General features: G+C 44.6%; 18 protein-coding genes. 13 read left to right on the top strand and 5 right to left on the bottom strand.

What is annotated here, in order from left to right; genetic code table 11:
* Positions 1-246: 246 nt before the first annotated feature.
* Positions 247-1,323 (bottom strand): S-methyl-5-thioribose-1-phosphate isomerase, encoded by a 1,077-nt coding sequence (mtnA, locus tag AB4114_RS18860; RefSeq protein WP_441989863.1) that lies wholly within the window; start codon positions 1,321-1,323, stop codon positions 247-249.
* Positions 1,320-2,540, bottom strand: coding sequence for an S-methyl-5-thioribose kinase (gene mtnK, locus AB4114_RS18855; protein WP_441989862.1), 1,221 nt, complete (start codon positions 2,538-2,540; stop codon positions 1,320-1,322). Before mtnK ends, mtnA begins: the two co-directional genes overlap by 4 nt.
* A 237-nt stretch (positions 2,541-2,777) precedes the next feature.
* Between mtnK and AB4114_RS18850 the strand changes: the two genes are divergently transcribed.
* The 8 genes from AB4114_RS18850 to sufB all read left to right on the top strand — a co-directional run bounded on the left by AB4114_RS18850 (position 2,778) and on the right by sufB (position 9,640).
* Positions 2,778-3,236: a Dps family protein gene (locus AB4114_RS18850; protein ID WP_441989861.1), complete on the top strand. Its 459-nt coding sequence runs from the start codon at positions 2,778-2,780 to the stop codon at positions 3,234-3,236.
* 90 nt (positions 3,237-3,326) lie between these two features.
* On the top strand, positions 3,327-3,494 hold the full coding sequence (locus AB4114_RS18845) for a hypothetical protein (protein WP_441989860.1): 168 nt from the start codon (positions 3,327-3,329) through the stop codon (positions 3,492-3,494).
* A 125-nt stretch (positions 3,495-3,619) separates the two neighbouring features.
* Entirely contained in the window at positions 3,620-4,189 is a 570-nt protein-coding gene (locus tag AB4114_RS18840) for a DUF1802 family protein (RefSeq protein ID WP_441989859.1), read from the top strand.
* A 166-nt stretch (positions 4,190-4,355) separates the two neighbouring features.
* Positions 4,356-5,186 carry a Fe-S cluster assembly ATPase SufC gene (gene sufC / locus AB4114_RS18835; RefSeq protein WP_441989858.1) on the top strand — a complete coding sequence of 277 codons (831 nt, stop codon included), beginning with the start codon at positions 4,356-4,358 and terminating at the stop codon, positions 5,184-5,186.
* Positions 5,187-5,239: 53 nt separating this feature from the next.
* On the top strand, positions 5,240-6,535 hold the full coding sequence (sufD, locus tag AB4114_RS18830) for a Fe-S cluster assembly protein SufD (protein ID WP_441989857.1): 1,296 nt from the start codon (positions 5,240-5,242) through the stop codon (positions 6,533-6,535).
* The gene (locus tag AB4114_RS18825; protein ID WP_441989856.1) at positions 6,532-7,758 is read left to right on the top strand and encodes a cysteine desulfurase; all 1,227 of its coding nucleotides are present in this window, start codon (positions 6,532-6,534) and stop codon (positions 7,756-7,758) included. Before sufD ends, AB4114_RS18825 begins: the two co-directional genes overlap by 4 nt.
* Positions 7,745-8,179, top strand: coding sequence for a Fe-S cluster assembly sulfur transfer protein SufU (sufU, locus tag AB4114_RS18820; RefSeq protein ID WP_057310356.1), 435 nt, complete (start codon positions 7,745-7,747; stop codon positions 8,177-8,179). Before AB4114_RS18825 ends, sufU begins: the two co-directional genes overlap by 14 nt.
* A 63-nt stretch (positions 8,180-8,242) precedes the next feature.
* Positions 8,243-9,640 carry a Fe-S cluster assembly protein SufB gene (sufB, locus tag AB4114_RS18815; protein ID WP_056624188.1) on the top strand — a complete coding sequence of 466 codons (1,398 nt, stop codon included), beginning with the start codon at positions 8,243-8,245 and terminating at the stop codon, positions 9,638-9,640.
* 54 nt (positions 9,641-9,694) lie between these two features.
* On the opposite strand, the gene AB4114_RS18810 is transcribed toward sufB, so the two are convergent.
* Entirely contained in the window at positions 9,695-9,997 is a 303-nt protein-coding gene (locus AB4114_RS18810) for a PH domain-containing protein (protein ID WP_441989855.1), read from the bottom strand.
* Positions 9,998-10,180: 183 nt separating this feature from the next.
* Between AB4114_RS18810 and AB4114_RS18805 the strand changes: the two genes are divergently transcribed.
* Positions 10,181-11,293: an NlpC/P60 family protein gene (locus AB4114_RS18805; protein WP_441989854.1), complete on the top strand. Its 1,113-nt coding sequence runs from the start codon at positions 10,181-10,183 to the stop codon at positions 11,291-11,293.
* A gap of 120 nt (positions 11,294-11,413) precedes the next feature.
* A complete protein-coding gene (locus AB4114_RS18800) occupies positions 11,414-11,635 on the top strand; it encodes a hypothetical protein (RefSeq protein WP_441989853.1) in 222 nt (73 codons plus the stop codon).
* A gap of 233 nt (positions 11,636-11,868) precedes the next feature.
* Here AB4114_RS18800 and AB4114_RS18795 read toward each other — a convergent pair whose 3' ends face one another.
* Positions 11,869-12,036, bottom strand: coding sequence for a hypothetical protein (locus AB4114_RS18795; RefSeq protein ID WP_441989852.1), 168 nt, complete (start codon positions 12,034-12,036; stop codon positions 11,869-11,871).
* Between the two features lie 59 nt (positions 12,037-12,095).
* On the opposite strand from AB4114_RS18795, the gene AB4114_RS18790 reads away from it, so the two are divergent.
* Genes AB4114_RS18790 through AB4114_RS18780 form a run of 3 tightly spaced genes read left to right on the top strand, consistent with a single transcriptional unit; the run spans position 12,096 to position 14,325 of the window.
* A complete protein-coding gene (locus AB4114_RS18790; RefSeq protein WP_441989851.1) occupies positions 12,096-13,292 on the top strand; it encodes a glutathionylspermidine synthase family protein in 1,197 nt (398 codons plus the stop codon).
* Entirely contained in the window at positions 13,289-13,939 is a 651-nt protein-coding gene (locus AB4114_RS18785) for a signal peptide protein (protein WP_441989850.1), read from the top strand. Before AB4114_RS18790 ends, AB4114_RS18785 begins: the two co-directional genes overlap by 4 nt.
* Complete coding sequence (locus tag AB4114_RS18780; protein WP_441989849.1) at positions 13,936-14,325, top strand: DUF350 domain-containing protein; 390 nt, start codon at positions 13,936-13,938, stop codon at positions 14,323-14,325. The genes AB4114_RS18785 and AB4114_RS18780 overlap by 4 nt, the downstream gene beginning before the upstream one ends.
* Positions 14,326-14,336: 11 nt before the next feature.
* On the opposite strand, the gene AB4114_RS18775 is transcribed toward AB4114_RS18780, so the two are convergent.
* On the bottom strand, positions 14,337-15,386 hold the full coding sequence (locus AB4114_RS18775; RefSeq protein WP_441989848.1) for an HD-GYP domain-containing protein: 1,050 nt from the start codon (positions 15,384-15,386) through the stop codon (positions 14,337-14,339).
* Between the last annotated feature and the right edge of the window lie 46 nt (positions 15,387-15,432).

Genomic DNA, 15,432 nt, shown 5'->3' with positions numbered 1-15,432 from the left:
CTCCGCAACCCACCAACTAGCCGCCATACGCTAGCACCCTACTAACTGGAAAACATACAGCTATTTCGCTCCGATTTCGCACTTTAAGCCAAATAACTGGAAAAACTCCAGCTATTTTTCGGCTTTCTCCGCAAAAGAAGCAGATAGCCGGAATTTAACTGGAGTTTTTCCATCTAAACTTATATCTAAGCTGAAGTTGATGAATTTAAATGGACTTTTTCCATCTAAAGTTCATCCAACGAGGATCTATTCGAAAAGCTTACGCAGGTTTTCACCATAAGGTGCCTGAACGATACCTTTTTCCGTGATAATCGCGGTTACATACTCGTTTGGCGTCACATCAAACGCCGGATTGAACACTTTCACGCCAACAGGTGCTGTGCGTTTGCCAAATCCTTGCGTGATCTCGTCCTCATGGCGCTCCTCGATCGGGATATCGCCGCCAGTCGGCGTGTTCAAGTCGATCGTCGACAATGGACTTGCCACATAGAACGGGATGCCATGCGCCTTCGCCAGCACAGCTACGCTGTAGGTGCCGATTTTGTTGGCTACATCGCCGTTCGCCGCAACACGGTCCGTTCCGACGATGACCGCTTGAATCCAGCCCTTCGCCATGACCGCGCCGGCCATGTTGTCACAGATCAGCGTGACGTCTACGCCTGCCTGCTGCAGTTCAAAAGCCGTGAGCCGCGCGCCTTGCAGCACGGGCCGTGTTTCATCGGCGAACACTTTGATGTTCAGCCCTTGCTCCTTCGCCAAGTAGAACGGCGCTAGCGCCGTGCCGTACTTGGCGGTAGCCAAACCGCCGGCGTTGCAGTGCGTCAGCACGCCGAACCCATCCTCGAACAGCGTGAGCGCATGTTCGCCAATACGGCGGTTGGTGTCTTCGTCCTCCGCCTGAATCACTTGCGCTTCTGTCAGAAGCGCAGCCTTGAACGCATCCGGGCTCACGCCCTCGGATGCCAAAGCTCCCGCTCTCGCACGCATGCGATCGAGCGCCCAGAACAAGTTCACCGCTGTCGGACGTGACGTCGCCAGGTAATCCGCTTGCTTCTGGACTTCTTCCAGAAGCCCATCAACCGCAGCATCCACGCCGCGGATGCCAAGATATACCCCGTACGCGGCGGCGATCCCAATCGCAGGTGCGCCGCGAACCTTCAAGTGCCGAATCGCTTCCCACACCTCAATTGGTGTCTCCAGCGGCAAATAAACAATCTCCTCTGGCAGCAGTCGTTGATCCAGCAAATCCAGCTGCTGGCCATTCCAGCGCAAGGATTGCAAAGCACCTTGCACTTCATCTTTTACATCATTCGTAGTCGTCATAGTACAAAACCTCTTTCTGCTGCTCGTGTTGCGATTGCTATTAGTTCATCAATCGTCGTTACCTGACGGTTAGCTCGAATGCTGGCCGTGCCGATCATTAACGCCATACGCTGAGCGCGTTCTCTTGCAGCAGCATCTTCGATTTTATCGATATCGGCGACGTGGGCAAGACCCACTACGCGGCGGACCATTTTGGCTCCTGCGAATCCGACMGTATCACGCAGCAAGTTTATCATGTAATAATCTTGAAAACCCGGAGCGGTAAATACGCGGTCAACGCCGTGCTCATTCCATAGGGCGCGGAAGTTTTCTTCAAAGTGCGTCCATACGTCCTTAATGGTTTGTGTTAAATAAGCACGGAAAGCGGAACGGCTTTCTTCATCCTTACTCCAACCTTCTTGCGCAGCAAAGTTAAGCAAGAGGTTGGCGAGAACGGCTCCGATATCGAAACCCATAGGGCCATAATAAGCGAATTCAGGGTCAATCACTTTCGTAGAATCGGGTTTGATGAAAATGCTCCCTGTATGCAAATCGCCATGAAGCAGGGCTTGCGCCTCAGTTAAAAATTTGTTGCGCAGAATCGCAACTTCGAAGTGAAGCTCATTATCTGCCCAAAGTTGTTCCGTTGCATCACGGATAGCTGCTTCAAAATTATTTGTTTCCGCATCACGGTATGGATCATCGAAGATCAAATCTTCCGTGATTTTGCAAAGTTCAGGGTTGATGAAGCGTCCAAGTTGAATCTTTTTCTCTTGTTGATTTTTGCCTAAATCTGAAGTGAAGAATAACGTATTAGCTAGAAAGCGCCCAATATGTTCAGCAAAAAGCGGGTATTGGTTACCTTCAATCAACCCTCTGCGCATAATCACGTGATCACTTAAGTCTTCCATCACAGTTAGCGCTAGGTCTGCATCATAGGCGTACACATGGGGGACTAGGTCTGGCACGAGCCCTTCTTCAATGATCAATGCTTCGCTTTCAATACGCGCACGATCGAGCGTCAGCGGCCAGGATTCCCCTACAACTTTGGCGTAAGGTAGAGCTTGTTTCAAAATAATACTTTTTCCTGTAGCAGCTTCTGTTATACGAAATACGAGGTTTAAATTCCCATCCCCGATTTCTTGGCTGACTAGATCAGAACCTGGTTGAAATAATTGCGGAATAAGGCGTGCGTATTCGATGGCTTGCACTTCCGATAACGGATGATAAGTGGACATGGATGAACCTCCTAAATGTTTTCGTCAGAAAACTGACTTCGTAAGCGTCMTCTAAAGTGATTGGAATTAATTCCAACTAATTTACTGAGTATTAATTGTCTTTACCTAGTATAAGACAAATTGTTTCCGCATGAAATACACTTTTCAGAAATGTCGTTTATTTTACATAAAATCCGCGAGATTAACGTAAATTAGCGTGTACAAGGACGATTTTAGGCAAAAAGAAGGAGGATTTAAATGACGAGCGCAACATTAGTTTCAACGCAATCCATTCAAACTGTTCTTAATAAGCAAATTTCTAACTGGAATTTACTGTTCGTTAAGCTTCATAATTTTCATTGGTATGTAAAAGGGAATCAATTTTTTACGCTTCATGTAAAATTTGAAGAACTCTACAATGAAGCTGCGCTGCATGTGGATGAGTTGGCTGAACGATTACTGGCGATTGGCGGTCAACCTGCCGCTACGATGAAAGCCTACTTAGAGATTTCTTCGCTAAAGGAAGCATCCGGAACAGAAACTGCTACGAAAATGGTTGAAGCGATTATAGAAGATTTCACGATCCTTACGCAAGAGTTGAAGGCGGGCATGCAGATTTGTGAGGAAGCGAGTGACGATACCACATCAGATATGCTTTTGGCGATCCAAACTTCTTTGGAAAAGCATCGCTGGATGCTGCAATCATTCCTGGGATGAGAAATTTACACAATCTTTAATTCGAACAAACATTCACGATATGAAACTCCATTATCCTAGAGACAGACGATTTCAAAGGATGTGAAATGGATGAAAATTCTGAATGTCATATTCGCCATTGCTGTGTGCACCATTTTCCTACTCCTTGCGTATCAGGCAGATGTTCCCGACAGCACCCATGATCCGAATCCAATGAAACATAATCTTGATCAGTTTAACCGAATGCAGGTTACGTATGAAAAGGATGTAAAGAAATAAAGGAATGGCCGATTATTAGGGCTGTTCCTTTTTATTTTTCCTGAAAAATGTCAATCTTCATTTGTTTTGCTTACAAAGTTTATTTATAATAGATAGATTAATGAGGAGAACGAGGGGTTGGCGAGATGGGGAATGGGAAAGCATTGAAGGAGTGGGCCTCTGCGGTAAAAGCGTTAGAAGCAGGCTCGCAAATTTTTATTATGAGAAAAGGAGGTATTGTTGAAGAAACAAGAGATTTCCAGGTAGAATCGAATGATTTCTTTCTCTATCCAACATATGAGCATCAGAGAAAAGAACTGCTGAAAGAGCGGTATCGCGGGATTATCGATGAAACGTTGGTCAACTGGAGCGCGCAGGATACACACGTAACAATCAATACATTTGCCCGAATGGTGGAAGATATCGAAGTCAGCGACCAAGAAAAGCTGAATCAGCTATTCCCTTTTCATATTTGGACAGAAAATTTCACAGAAGAGCGATTGAAGTGGAAACGTAAAAACCCGCTGCATATAATGATTTTAAGGGTCTATACGTTGAACCAACCGATCCAAATTGAGATCGAACAGGCCTATATTGGCTGCAAATCATGGATACAACTGCAGGCATTGGTACCGGATGATTCCGAAATGACCCCTGTGTTGAATGAGGAAGAATTTACCGCGCAAGTTGCTGAAATAAAACGTACTTTGGCGTAAAATTCACATAGCATTTCACAAAAAGCTCGCCTTTTTCATGGAATTGCCCTTTCTTGATTTGTTACAGTAAGTTATAATAGAATTATTCTAATGAGAATCAGTGATAATCATTACATTTGATTGTCATCTATCTAGTACACTCAAACATTATGGAGGCTTAAAGAAAATGGCAAATTCATCAACATTTACAATAGAGGGTCTGAAAGCGACCATCGAAGGAAAGGAAATTTTGAAAGGTCTTAGCMTAGAAATTAAAGGCGGCGAAATTCACGCGATCATGGGGCCGAACGGTACTGGTAAAAGTACATTGGCATCCGCGTTAATGGGTCACCCGAAATATGAAGTAACAGAGGGCTCTGTTACATTAGATGGCGAAGATGTACTTGAGATGGCTGTTGACGAAAGAGCTCGCGCTGGCTTGTTCTTGGCTATGCAATACCCAAGCGAAATCACTGGTGTAACGAATGCTGACTTCTTGCGCAGTGCAATGAATGTTCGCCGCGGTGAAGGTAACGAAATTTCTTTGATCAAATTTATTCGTCAAATGGAAGCGAAAATGAAGCAACTGGAAATGAACCCTGAGTTCATGCACCGTTACTTGAACGAAGGCTTCTCCGGCGGTGAGAAAAAGCGTAATGAAATTCTTCAAATGCTTTTGCTTGAGCCTAAATTCGTTATCCTTGATGAAATCGACTCCGGTCTAGATATCGATGCTTTGCGTATTGTTGCTGAAGGTGTTAATGCGATGCGCAGTGAAGAGCGTGGATTCTTAATCATTACGCATTACCAACGTTTGTTGAACTACGTTAAACCTGATTTTGTACATGTTATGATGCAAGGTCGCATCGTGAAATCCGGTGGCCCTGAACTCGCTGAGCGTTTGGAAGCGGAAGGTTACGATTGGATCAAAGAAGAACTTGGCATTGTAGATGAAACTGTTGGTCAAGACGAGGAAGAATTCAAAGTTCCAATGAACACACCAGGGCCGAAGTACTAGGAGATGAGAGACTTTGATCTTAGGGTCAAAGATACTTATAAATGGAGGAAATCATGAGCACTAAAACAACACTTTCCATCGATACTAATGCTGTTACTGAGCTCTCCCGCAGCAAGCAAGAGCCGGAGTGGATGACAGCCCTTCGTACTGAAGGGGTAGCATTAGCGAATTCGTTGGAATTACCTATACTAGAAAAAACAAGAATCGACCGTTGGAGCATTTCCGCCTACGGTTCCTATAAATCACAAGCAGCTTTGAGTTCACTGGATGAATTGCCAGAAGTGACCAAAGGCTTAACGAATAACGAAAACCTGATTGTACAACGGAACTCCGGTATCGTGTACAATCAAGTTTCCGAAGCTTTGAAACAGCAAGGCGTTATTTTCACAGATCTTGAAACGGCTGTTCGTGAGCATGGAGATTTGGTTAAGCCATACTTCATGAAAGCTGTTCATGCGAATGAAAATCAACTTACAGCTTTGCATGCAGCGTTGTGGAATGGCGGTATTTTCATCTACGTGCCCAAAAACGTTGTTGTAGATATCCCACTTCAAGCATTGTTTGTTGCAGATGATGCAGAAGCTACGTTTGCACCACACGTTCTCATCGTTGCTGAACAATTCAGTTCCGTTACGTATGTAGACAACTTCGTGTCTTCCGTTGGGGGCGCAGATCTTGTACAGAACGGGATCGTTGAAGTGTTTGCAAAACCAGGTTCACGTGTTAGTTATTCCTCCATTCATAGCTTGGAAGCATCCGTAACAGATCTCACGTATCGTCGTGCGATTCTTGAAGATGACTCCCGTATTGGATGGGTTATTGGTGAGTTGAACTATGGGAATTCGATGTCCGATACGACATCTATTCTCAAAGGGAAAGGCTCCGACTCCGATGCGAAAGTAATCTGTGTGGGTACGCACGAACAGAAATTAAACTTGACGACTCGCGCTGTTCATTGGGGCAAAGCGTCTACAAGCGATATGATTACACGTGCAGTTATGCGCGATAGCTCTACAGCGATTATCAACGGAATCACGAAGATCGAAAAAGGCGCACAAGGCTGTAACGGTCAACAAACCGAGAAAGTCCTGATGCTTAGCCCGAAAGCTCGCGGAGACGCGAACCCGATTCTTCTAATTGACGAAGATGATGTTAAAGCAGGTCATGCTGCAAGTGTTGGGCAAGTGAATGCAGAACAAGTTCACTACCTAATGTCCCGTGGGATTACCAAAGAAGAAGCTCAACGCTTAATCATTTACGGATTCTTGGCACCAGTTGTTTCCGTAATTCCAGTTAAGAGCGTTGAAGAACAGCTGCAAAGCTTAGTGGAGAGGAAGCTAGGACAATGATATCTGCCGAGATACGTGAACTTTTTCCCATTCTGAAGCAAGAAGTGAACGGTCATCCTCTGGTTTACTTGGATAGTGCTGCTACTTCCCAGAAGCCTATTCAGGTGATTGAGGCACTGAAGCATTACTACGAGTGGGATAATGCGAACGTTCATCGCGGGGTTCATACCCTAGGTTCCCGAGCAACAGATGCGTATGAAGGAGCTAGAGCCAAAGTGGCTAAGTTCATCGGCGCAGCCAGTGAGCAGGAAATTATTTTCACTAGAGGCACAACAACCGCAATCAATATTGTGGCAGCTAGCTTTGCTGAATCGGTACTTCGTGAAGGCGATGAAATCGTCCTTACACCGATGGAGCATCACAGTAACCTGATCCCTTGGCAGCAAGCTGCTAAGAAATCAGGCGCCACTTTAAAATATATTCCGCTGCAGCCAGACGGATCTATCTCCCTTGCAGATGTAGAGAACACCATTACCGATCGTACTAAGATTGTTTCGATTGTGTATGTGTCCAATGTGCTCGGCGTTATCAACCCGATCAAGGAAATTGCCGCTATTGCCCACAAGCATGGTGCCAAAATCATGGTCGATGGTGCGCAAAGCACGCCTCATATGAAAGTGGATGTGCAAGATTTGGATTGCGACTTTTATGCATTATCCGGGCATAAGATGTGTGGCCCTACCGGAATCGGGGCATTGTATGGGAAGAAGTCTTTATTGAATAACATGGAGCCTGTTGAGTTTGGCGGAGAAATGATCGATCATGTCGATCTGTATGAGTCGACTTGGAAGGAACTTCCGTGGAAATTCGAAGGCGGAACACCTATGATAGCAGGAGCAGTTGGGCTTGGAGCGGCCATCGACTTCTTAACCGAAGTTGGGATGGATAATATATTTAAACATGATGTGGAGCTCACGAACTACGCATTGGATCGTATGATGCAGATTCCAGACTTAGCTGTATATGGGCCTACAACGAATCGTGCAGGACTGGTAACGTTCAACCTTGGGGATGTTCATCCTCATGACGTAGCAACCGTATTGGATTCCATGGGTATTGCAGTTCGTGCTGGTCACCACTGCTGCCAGCCACTTATGAGATGGTTAGAACAAAGCAGCACAGCGCGTGCAAGCTTTTATCTATATAATACGGAAGAAGATGTAGACCGTCTTGTGACGGCTTTACTGAAAACAAAGGAGTACTTCGGCGATGCAATTGGATGATTTATACCGTAGAGTAATTATGGATCACTATAAAACTCCTCGCAACCGTGGGAAATTTGAGTCCGGCGAGTCCGTTACGATTGACCTTAACAACCCAACCTGTGGAGATAAAATTTCCCTGCAGATGCAAGTTGAAGAGGGAATCGTTAAGATGGCGAAATTCACAGGTGAAGGCTGCTCGATTAGTTTATCCTCTGCATCCATGATGACGGATGCTGTCAAAGGCAAAACAATCGAAGAAGCACTGAAGATGGCTGATGATTTCTCTGGCTTGATGAAGGGCGAATCTGTAGAATTTGAATATGAAGACATTGAGGCACTGTCGGGCGTTAATAAATTCCCAGCGAGGATTAAATGCGCAACTCTAGCGTGGAACGCACTACGCAAAGGGATTGAACATTCTCATAAGACCGATAACTAACGCATTTGCGGGTGGAATAGGTTAACTATATGGAAATAAGAGAACGTTAAGGAGGAATCAACCATGGCGAAACAAATGCCAGATTTAGAAGATTACAAATATGGTTTTAGAGATGAGCACAAATCCATTTTTCAATCCGGTAAAGGCTTAACTCGTGAAATCGTTGAAGAAATCTCAAGAATTAAAGGCGAACCAGAATGGATGTTGGAATTCCGTCTGAAATCCCTTGAGCAATTCTTCAAAATGCCTATGCCGCGTTGGGGCGGAAACATGGATGATTTGGATTTCGATGATATCCAATACTATGTTCGTCCATCCGAAAAGCAAGGTAAAACGTGGGAAGAAGTTCCTACAGAAATTAAAGAAACGTTCGACAAACTTGGTATCCCTGAAGCAGAGCAAAAGTTCCTTGCTGGTGTATCTGCACAGTATGAGTCTGAGGTTGTTTACCACAGCATGCAAAAAGAGCTTGAAGATCAAGGTGTTATCTTCACAGATACAGACACAGCTCTTCGTGAATATCCAGAGTTGTTCAGACAATATTTCGGAACGATCATTCCGCCAGCTGACAACAAATTTGCTGCATTGAACAGCGCAGTTTGGTCCGGCGGATCCTTCATCTACGTACCAAAAGGCGTGAAATGTGAAGTGCCTCTACAGGCTTACTTCCGTATTAACTCCGAGAACATGGGGCAATTCGAGCGTACGTTGATTATTACGGACGAAGATAGCTTCGTACATTACGTTGAGGGCTGTACAGCTCCAATCTATAGCACGAACTCGCTTCATAGTGCTGTAGTAGAAATCGTTTGTTTGAAGAACTCCCGCGCTCGTTACACAACCATCCAAAACTGGGCACCTAACATCTACAACCTCGTTACGAAACGGGCGGTTGCAGAAGAAGGAGCTACAATGGAGTGGGTTGATGGTAATATCGGTTCCAAGCTGACAATGAAGTACCCAGCAGTTGTTCTTAAAGGCCGCGGCGCTAAAGGGATGGTTCTTTCCATCGCTGTTGCAGGCAAAGGACAACATCAAGATGCGGGCGCGAAAATGACGCATTTGGCACCAGATACAACATCAACGATTGTTTCCAAGTCGATCTCCAAGCATGGCGGTAAAGTAACGTACCGTGGTCTGGCTTCCTTCGGACGTAACTCCCAAGGTTCCAAAGCTAACATCAAGTGCGATACGTTGATCTTGGATAACGAATCCACTTCGGATACAATTCCGTACAATGAAATCTTGAACGATAACATTACGCTTGAGCATGAAGCGACCGTATCCAAGGTATCTGAGGATCAATTGTTCTACCTCATGAGCCGTGGTCTTACAGAAGCAGAAGCAACGCAAATGATCGTTATGGGCTTCATCGAGCCATTCACCAAAGAACTTCCGATGGAATATGCCGTGGAAATGAACCGTCTCATCAAGTTCGAGATGGAAGGGTCGATCGGTTAATCTCCTAATAAAAAAGCGTGCCAGAGAGTTTTCTCTGGCACGCTTTTTCGTATATTATCCGTTAATTCGCTTACGGTTCTGTGTCGCTGCCGATTGGAGGGCTACATATAAAGACTGGATATTGAACTTTTTCTTGAATTCAAAACGATAAGCCGCCGTCGTAATGTTATTCGCTTTGTAATATGGTGAGGTTATGTAATGAATAATGAGCTCGCTATCATCAAACCCAGTACCGCCAGATTCCATCGATACCTCATAGATGGCATCTAGATCAATCGTGGAGACTTTCGTTTTCTTGCCAGTGACACCTTGATGATCAATCAGGATAATGCGCTCGTCTGTGATAAAAATACCCACTATCATCACTCCTCCTTGAACAAATATATGTATCAATTCTACATTTATACGGCGTACTCCCTCACAGATTCYATTACTTCCAACAAACGCCAAGCCCATTTGAACGAACGGATTGCATATTTGCATGCCACTTGTCTCACTCTATAAAGGACAATAATGTGTCCCTTAAGGAGAGAGAATTTCATGTGGAATAAGCTAAAGATACCGGCAATAGGAAGCGTGATTGTCATGCTGGCGATTTCGACGGCTTGTGGGAAGGAGAATGCGAGCCCACCAAGTGTAGCACCGTCGCAAAGCCCGACAGGTTTAACTGGCTCCGGCAATTCGGTTACGAAGAGTATGTCACAAGCTGGGAAAGATATCATTGCGCTAGCAAGCAATGATGCAGTCCTACCGATGAAACAAATTGGGAACGTTAATTATGTTTCTGCTCAAGATTTAATCAAAACACTTAAATTCCAGTCTGAATGGGAAGATTCTGAAGGCAAGCTGATTTTAGGGGACAATGATGCTAACTTTGAGTTGATCATGAACTCGAATAAAGCCATGAAGGATGGGGCGGATATTCAATTAAGCCAACCGGTAGTGAAAGAGGGCGGAACGGCTTATTTACCTGTCTCGGACTTAGCTGACTTATTTCAAGATGATATGTCGTACGAAGTTAGAAAAGGGGACGTCATTATTCATGCTTCTCCCGTTGCGATCATTGAGCATGAAGATGACCCTGCAAGTGCGAATGATAACTCACCAGAGTTGAGTTTCGGGGATGATCCTACAGACCCATTCAAAGGCAACGGGGCAGGTGCAAATCCTGCAGGGATGCCTATTCAGACCCAGCAGGATCTACAAGTATGGTCGCCAAATGATCAAAATGACGTTATGCCGGTTTTGAAGAATATCGATATTAATGCATTGATTAGTAAAGGGGAAAATTATATGGGTGTAAAGTATAAATTTGGTACGGGCCCATATCCCCAAACAGGACGATTTGATTGCTCGACATTTACACAATATATTTATGGGAAATATAATATTAAACTGCCGCGGGTAGCTCGGCAACAAGCTACTAAAGGTAATTTGGTTTCTCGCAAGTCGTTACGCAAAGGGGATTTGATGTTTTTCTACGTGCCAGGTCGTTTCAAATCGAACAAAACCGTTGGTCATGTAGGGATTTACATTGGAAACATGAAGATGCTGCATGCCTCCCCGGCGCCGAAGAATGGGGTACAAATCAGCAATATTGATAAAGCTTATTGGAAAAAAACATTTCTAAAGGCAAAGAGAGTTGCCTATTAATAGGAGTAATGGGAAAAGTCTATCCGATGGATAGGCTTTTTATTTTTGTCTATTTTGAAACAATTGAATCCCTCGTGCGTTTAAATGTGTAGAAAGCTTTTTGTGGAGGAGGCTAGCCTTATGACAATCGTGCTTTATGAAAAGTTGCCCGAGGGGCAACTGCTCAAACTTGGTGAACGTGCCTGGGATGAACAACTTATTCAAGCCTTGAATGTGGCTAATTTTATTCTCGTTGGCGGGAAGGAATACGAAATGATTGAGGGCCGTTTGAATTTGGATCTCCATGTGTTTGAGTTGCTGCTCGTTAAAGCCGGCGCAGAGGGGGGAGGGAGCAAGGAGTGAAACGACCGCTTAAAGTACTATCAACTTCACTGAGTTTGATCTTGTTAGGCCACATGCTGCTAGGAACAGCACAGGCTGCGGAGACACCAAGTCCCAATACAGGCTCTATGGGATGATCTGCTGCTTTATCATCTGATTTTCAATACCGTAAGCCCTTATTCATCTAGCAGCTGGGGGAATAATCATCGCTCGTATTATTATCGATCCAATACACCCTATGTCAATAAAACGTATCAACCAAGCTCTTTTACGAATCGTTCGACAACGAAAGCTCCAACAACTTCAAGCGGTAGTGGCACCTTTACATCGAATTCGAATAAATCGTCAACGACCACCAAATCAGGTACAACAGGTTCCTCAGTTAGCGGCTCCAAGTCAACCTCGACCTCATCAGGCAGCATAGGTGGTAAATCAAGCGGTTTTAGCTCCTCCTCCAGCTCAAGCTCTGGGGGTTAATTGCATGGTATTTGAAGTGATTGGGACACCAGCCCTTGACAGAAATTCTCGCGTACGGCAACTAGCTGAGCTTGGATTTACGTGGGCTAATTTGGAGAACGAAGAGTACTGGATTGATCAACTTGTCGTTATGCCGAATGAGGTATATGAGGACCTTATTCATGCTGCTGCAGGACTTTGGCAGGTGTTTGATAAAGCTGCTCGTTACGTTTTCGGCAAAAGGGAGCTTTATGCAGACTTATCGATACCGGAAATGCTTTGGGATGGGCTGGATCGACTTGAGCCGAATGGCGAGGGATTTATAAGCCGCTATGCGAGATTTGATTTTACAGTCGATCAGGCAGGTAACATTAAATTACTAGAATTAAACGCAGATACACCTACGGGTTATGTAGAAGCCTCTATCGCGACTCCATGGCTTTGTGTACAATATGGTTTGGAATCACCGAATGGCAGGATGAAGGAGCTTCTCAAGGCAGCCTGGGAGATCGAGGCACCAGATTACGCAGCTTGTATAGCCTACGGTGTACATGCGGAAGACACAGGAACGATAGATGCACTCGTTGCTCATAGCGGAAGAAAAGTGACATGCGTGGACTGTTTGAATTTATGGATCGACGAGGGCGTCGTAAAGGTTGGTGCTGATCAGACCATTCAGCGTATGTTTGCCTTATATCCGAAGGAGTGGATGGGGGTTGACGACGGGGGAGAAGCGCTGTCGTATGCAATTGAGGAGCAATTCGTTCATTTGTTCAATCCCTTGCATGCTGTGATTTTACAATCCAAAGGCTTGCAAGCATTGATCTGGGATCTTCATATAAAGCAATCAGCATTATTTACGCAAGAGGAACATGAGATCATCAAGACTTACATGTTGCCAACCTATACGCATCCTATCCTTGAAGGTAACTATGTGTCCAAATCGATGTTTGGCCGCGAAGGCGGCTCTGTTGAGCTATATAACGAAAATGGAGAGCTGGAATTTAAGGATGAAGCGGGCTTTGACACGAGTGTGTTTTTTAAACGTGTGTATCAAGAAAGGGCAGACCTGCCGCGGCTAACTTTCCAGCATGGTCAAGGACATTTATTAACGGGTCTATTCGTATTGAATGGAACGCCATGTGGGCTTTTAGGTAGGGCAGGCGGCATCATAACAGGAAATGCAAGTCAATTTGTGGCGATTGGAGTGAAAGCGCCTTGAAACAAGGAAGATTTATACTATTGGCCATAGGACTTATCGGAATTATCGTTATCATATGGCTGTTCAGCATGATATTCGATAAGAAACCATCCGTCCTAAGCCAATCAACAACAGGCAACGTATCGACAACATCCAGTTATGCTCCTGGTGACGTGCCATGGGATTATCAAGTCCAGCAAGTTAAGGTCGGTGATCTCATTGATGGTGATATGGTGCTGTTGCCGAACAATGACCGAATGTCCAACGATCAGAATTTTGCGACAGGTGATAGTATCTGGGTACTGAGTTTCATGCAAGCCACGATGAAAGCGGACAGTCAAGGAAAGAACGATGTTACTTTGTCACAATGGAAACCAATTAAGTCCTTCAAAACAAAAGAAGAAGCCGACAAAGATCTCGTGGAGCTGAAAGTGGAAATAAAGACGGATGTGAAATTGATCGGTGTTTATAAAACAGATCTGGATAGCCAATTCAGGTACTTTGCGGTAGTAGAATTGCCAACTGGGCAGAAGGTTAAGCAGCCGATTCCAGAAGAGAGATACAAAGCGTTCAAGGATAAAAAAGAAGTAAGCGTAGTCCTAGAGGAAGTACATGATTATACAGATTTTGATCAATCGATGGCTAAATTTCGGGGGTGGGCAGAGTGATCGTTGTGAATCTTATTATAAGTTTATTCGTCATTGTCTTGTTACAGTTTGCAGGGATGTACATCTTTAGTTTAATGACACCCTATCGGGATATGGAAGAAATAAATAACGGCAACGTGGCTGTGGGGATTACCATGGGAGGCAAGTTCGTAGCTACGGCCATCATTCTAGGCATTGCTGCCTATACGAACGCCTCCATTTGGCATATGAGCTTATGGTTTGCAGTAGGGTACGCATGCTTAATAGCTTCATATTGGGTGTTCGATTGGCTAACCCCAGGCATGAAGCTATCAGACCAGCTAAAAGGAGGGAATGTGGCTGTAGGTACCCTTCTTGCTGCGGTATATATCGGAATTGCGATTTCGGTAAGCAGTCTAATTATTTAACTATCTATGTATTAGATCGCAATTTTCGTAATTTCTACATTTGCTTGCTGCGATAAATCCAAGAATTGATTGTCGATGCTGATGAGCGGTCGGAAGAAATCAGTAGGGTTCGTCATGATGATCGTACCTTCACGTCCATCGCTCAAAGACACTTTTTTACCTATAAAGTTAGGAATCATGTTGCGTATGAACACTTGGGTGATCTTGGGATCCAGCTCGCCGAAGCTCATGCGATGAAGCTCTTTAAGCACATGCAAAAGATCACGTCGTTGTTGATACACTCTGCTGGATATCATGGCGCTGTAGACATCTGCGATCGCGACAATCTTGGAGTAGGAATGGATGTCCGTACCGCTTTTCCGTAGAGGATAACCTGTACCATCCATACGCTCGTGATGTTGAAGAGCAACAAGAGCGAGCGTTTCATCCTTTAATGATTTGCGAATGATATCGTACCCATGAATGGTATGCTTCTGAACTTCCTCGAATTCTTCCTTTGTCAGCTTACCTGGCTTATTCAGAATATCTGGATGTATTCGACATTTCCCGATATCGTGCAAATAGCCTGCTTTTCCGATGACGATAGCATCCTTCTCGGATTTATTCATCCATTTGGCAATATAATAAGACAGTATCCCAACTTGAACACTATGCTGTAGGGTATAGTCATCTTTACTATGCAAAGATAGAAGTAACGAAACTACATCCTTCTCCTCTTGTATGCTGTTTATCAGTGGATTGAAAGCGGATTCTACAGTTTCATTGCGAAGAGATCCACCGTCTTGCAAAGCTTCAAACATTTCTTTAATACCCTGAGTTGCGTTGTTAAAAGAGGTAACCTGTAAGATATTAGCTTGTCTAGTTGGCGCTTCCTCTACGACATTCTCGATTTCACTGCTTCTTGGAGCTATATCAACATAATCCACACTGTGGCGATTGAGCATCGAAATGTCTCCAGCATCGAGAACGGTGCCCGAGGATAGAAGATGAAGGCCTACTGCATTGTAGGAATCGGAAATTAATTTGTCACCAACAATAAGTTGAAGCACATGTACACGCATAGAAGCTCCTCTCCAAGTCCTAGTATCTGGTAGGTATATTGTAATA

The organism is Paenibacillus sp. 2RAB27, from assembly GCF_052115445.1.
Classification (GTDB): Bacteria; Bacillota; Bacilli; order Paenibacillales; family NBRC-103111; genus Paenibacillus_E.
The sequence above is the reverse complement of the archived record's forward strand: the minus strand, read 5'-3'. Positions and strand labels throughout refer to the sequence as shown.

Excerpts from the sequence above, each read along its gene's own strand:
- mtnA (WP_441989863.1), bottom strand. The coding sequence starts at position 1,323 with ATGACGACTACGAATGATGTAAAAGATGAAGTGCAAGGTGCTTTGCAA.
- AB4114_RS18850 (WP_441989861.1), top strand. The coding sequence starts at position 2,778 with ATGACGAGCGCAACATTAGTTTCAACGCAATCCATTCAAACTGTTCTT.
- AB4114_RS18845 (WP_441989860.1), top strand. The coding sequence starts at position 3,327 with ATGAAAATTCTGAATGTCATATTCGCCATTGCTGTGTGCACCATTTTC.
- AB4114_RS18840 (WP_441989859.1), top strand. The coding sequence starts at position 3,620 with ATGGGGAATGGGAAAGCATTGAAGGAGTGGGCCTCTGCGGTAAAAGCG.
- sufD (WP_441989857.1), top strand. The coding sequence starts at position 5,240 with ATGAGCACTAAAACAACACTTTCCATCGATACTAATGCTGTTACTGAG.
- AB4114_RS18825 (WP_441989856.1), top strand. The coding sequence starts at position 6,532 with ATGATATCTGCCGAGATACGTGAACTTTTTCCCATTCTGAAGCAAGAA.
- sufU (WP_057310356.1), top strand. The coding sequence starts at position 7,745 with ATGCAATTGGATGATTTATACCGTAGAGTAATTATGGATCACTATAAA.
- sufB (WP_056624188.1), top strand. The coding sequence starts at position 8,243 with ATGGCGAAACAAATGCCAGATTTAGAAGATTACAAATATGGTTTTAGA.
- AB4114_RS18805 (WP_441989854.1), top strand. The coding sequence starts at position 10,181 with ATGTGGAATAAGCTAAAGATACCGGCAATAGGAAGCGTGATTGTCATG.
- AB4114_RS18800 (WP_441989853.1), top strand. The coding sequence starts at position 11,414 with ATGACAATCGTGCTTTATGAAAAGTTGCCCGAGGGGCAACTGCTCAAA.
- AB4114_RS18795 (WP_441989852.1), bottom strand. The coding sequence starts at position 12,036 with ATGCTGCCTGATGAGGTCGAGGTTGACTTGGAGCCGCTAACTGAGGAA.
- AB4114_RS18790 (WP_441989851.1), top strand. The coding sequence starts at position 12,096 with ATGGTATTTGAAGTGATTGGGACACCAGCCCTTGACAGAAATTCTCGC.
- AB4114_RS18775 (WP_441989848.1), bottom strand. The coding sequence starts at position 15,386 with ATGCGTGTACATGTGCTTCAACTTATTGTTGGTGACAAATTAATTTCC.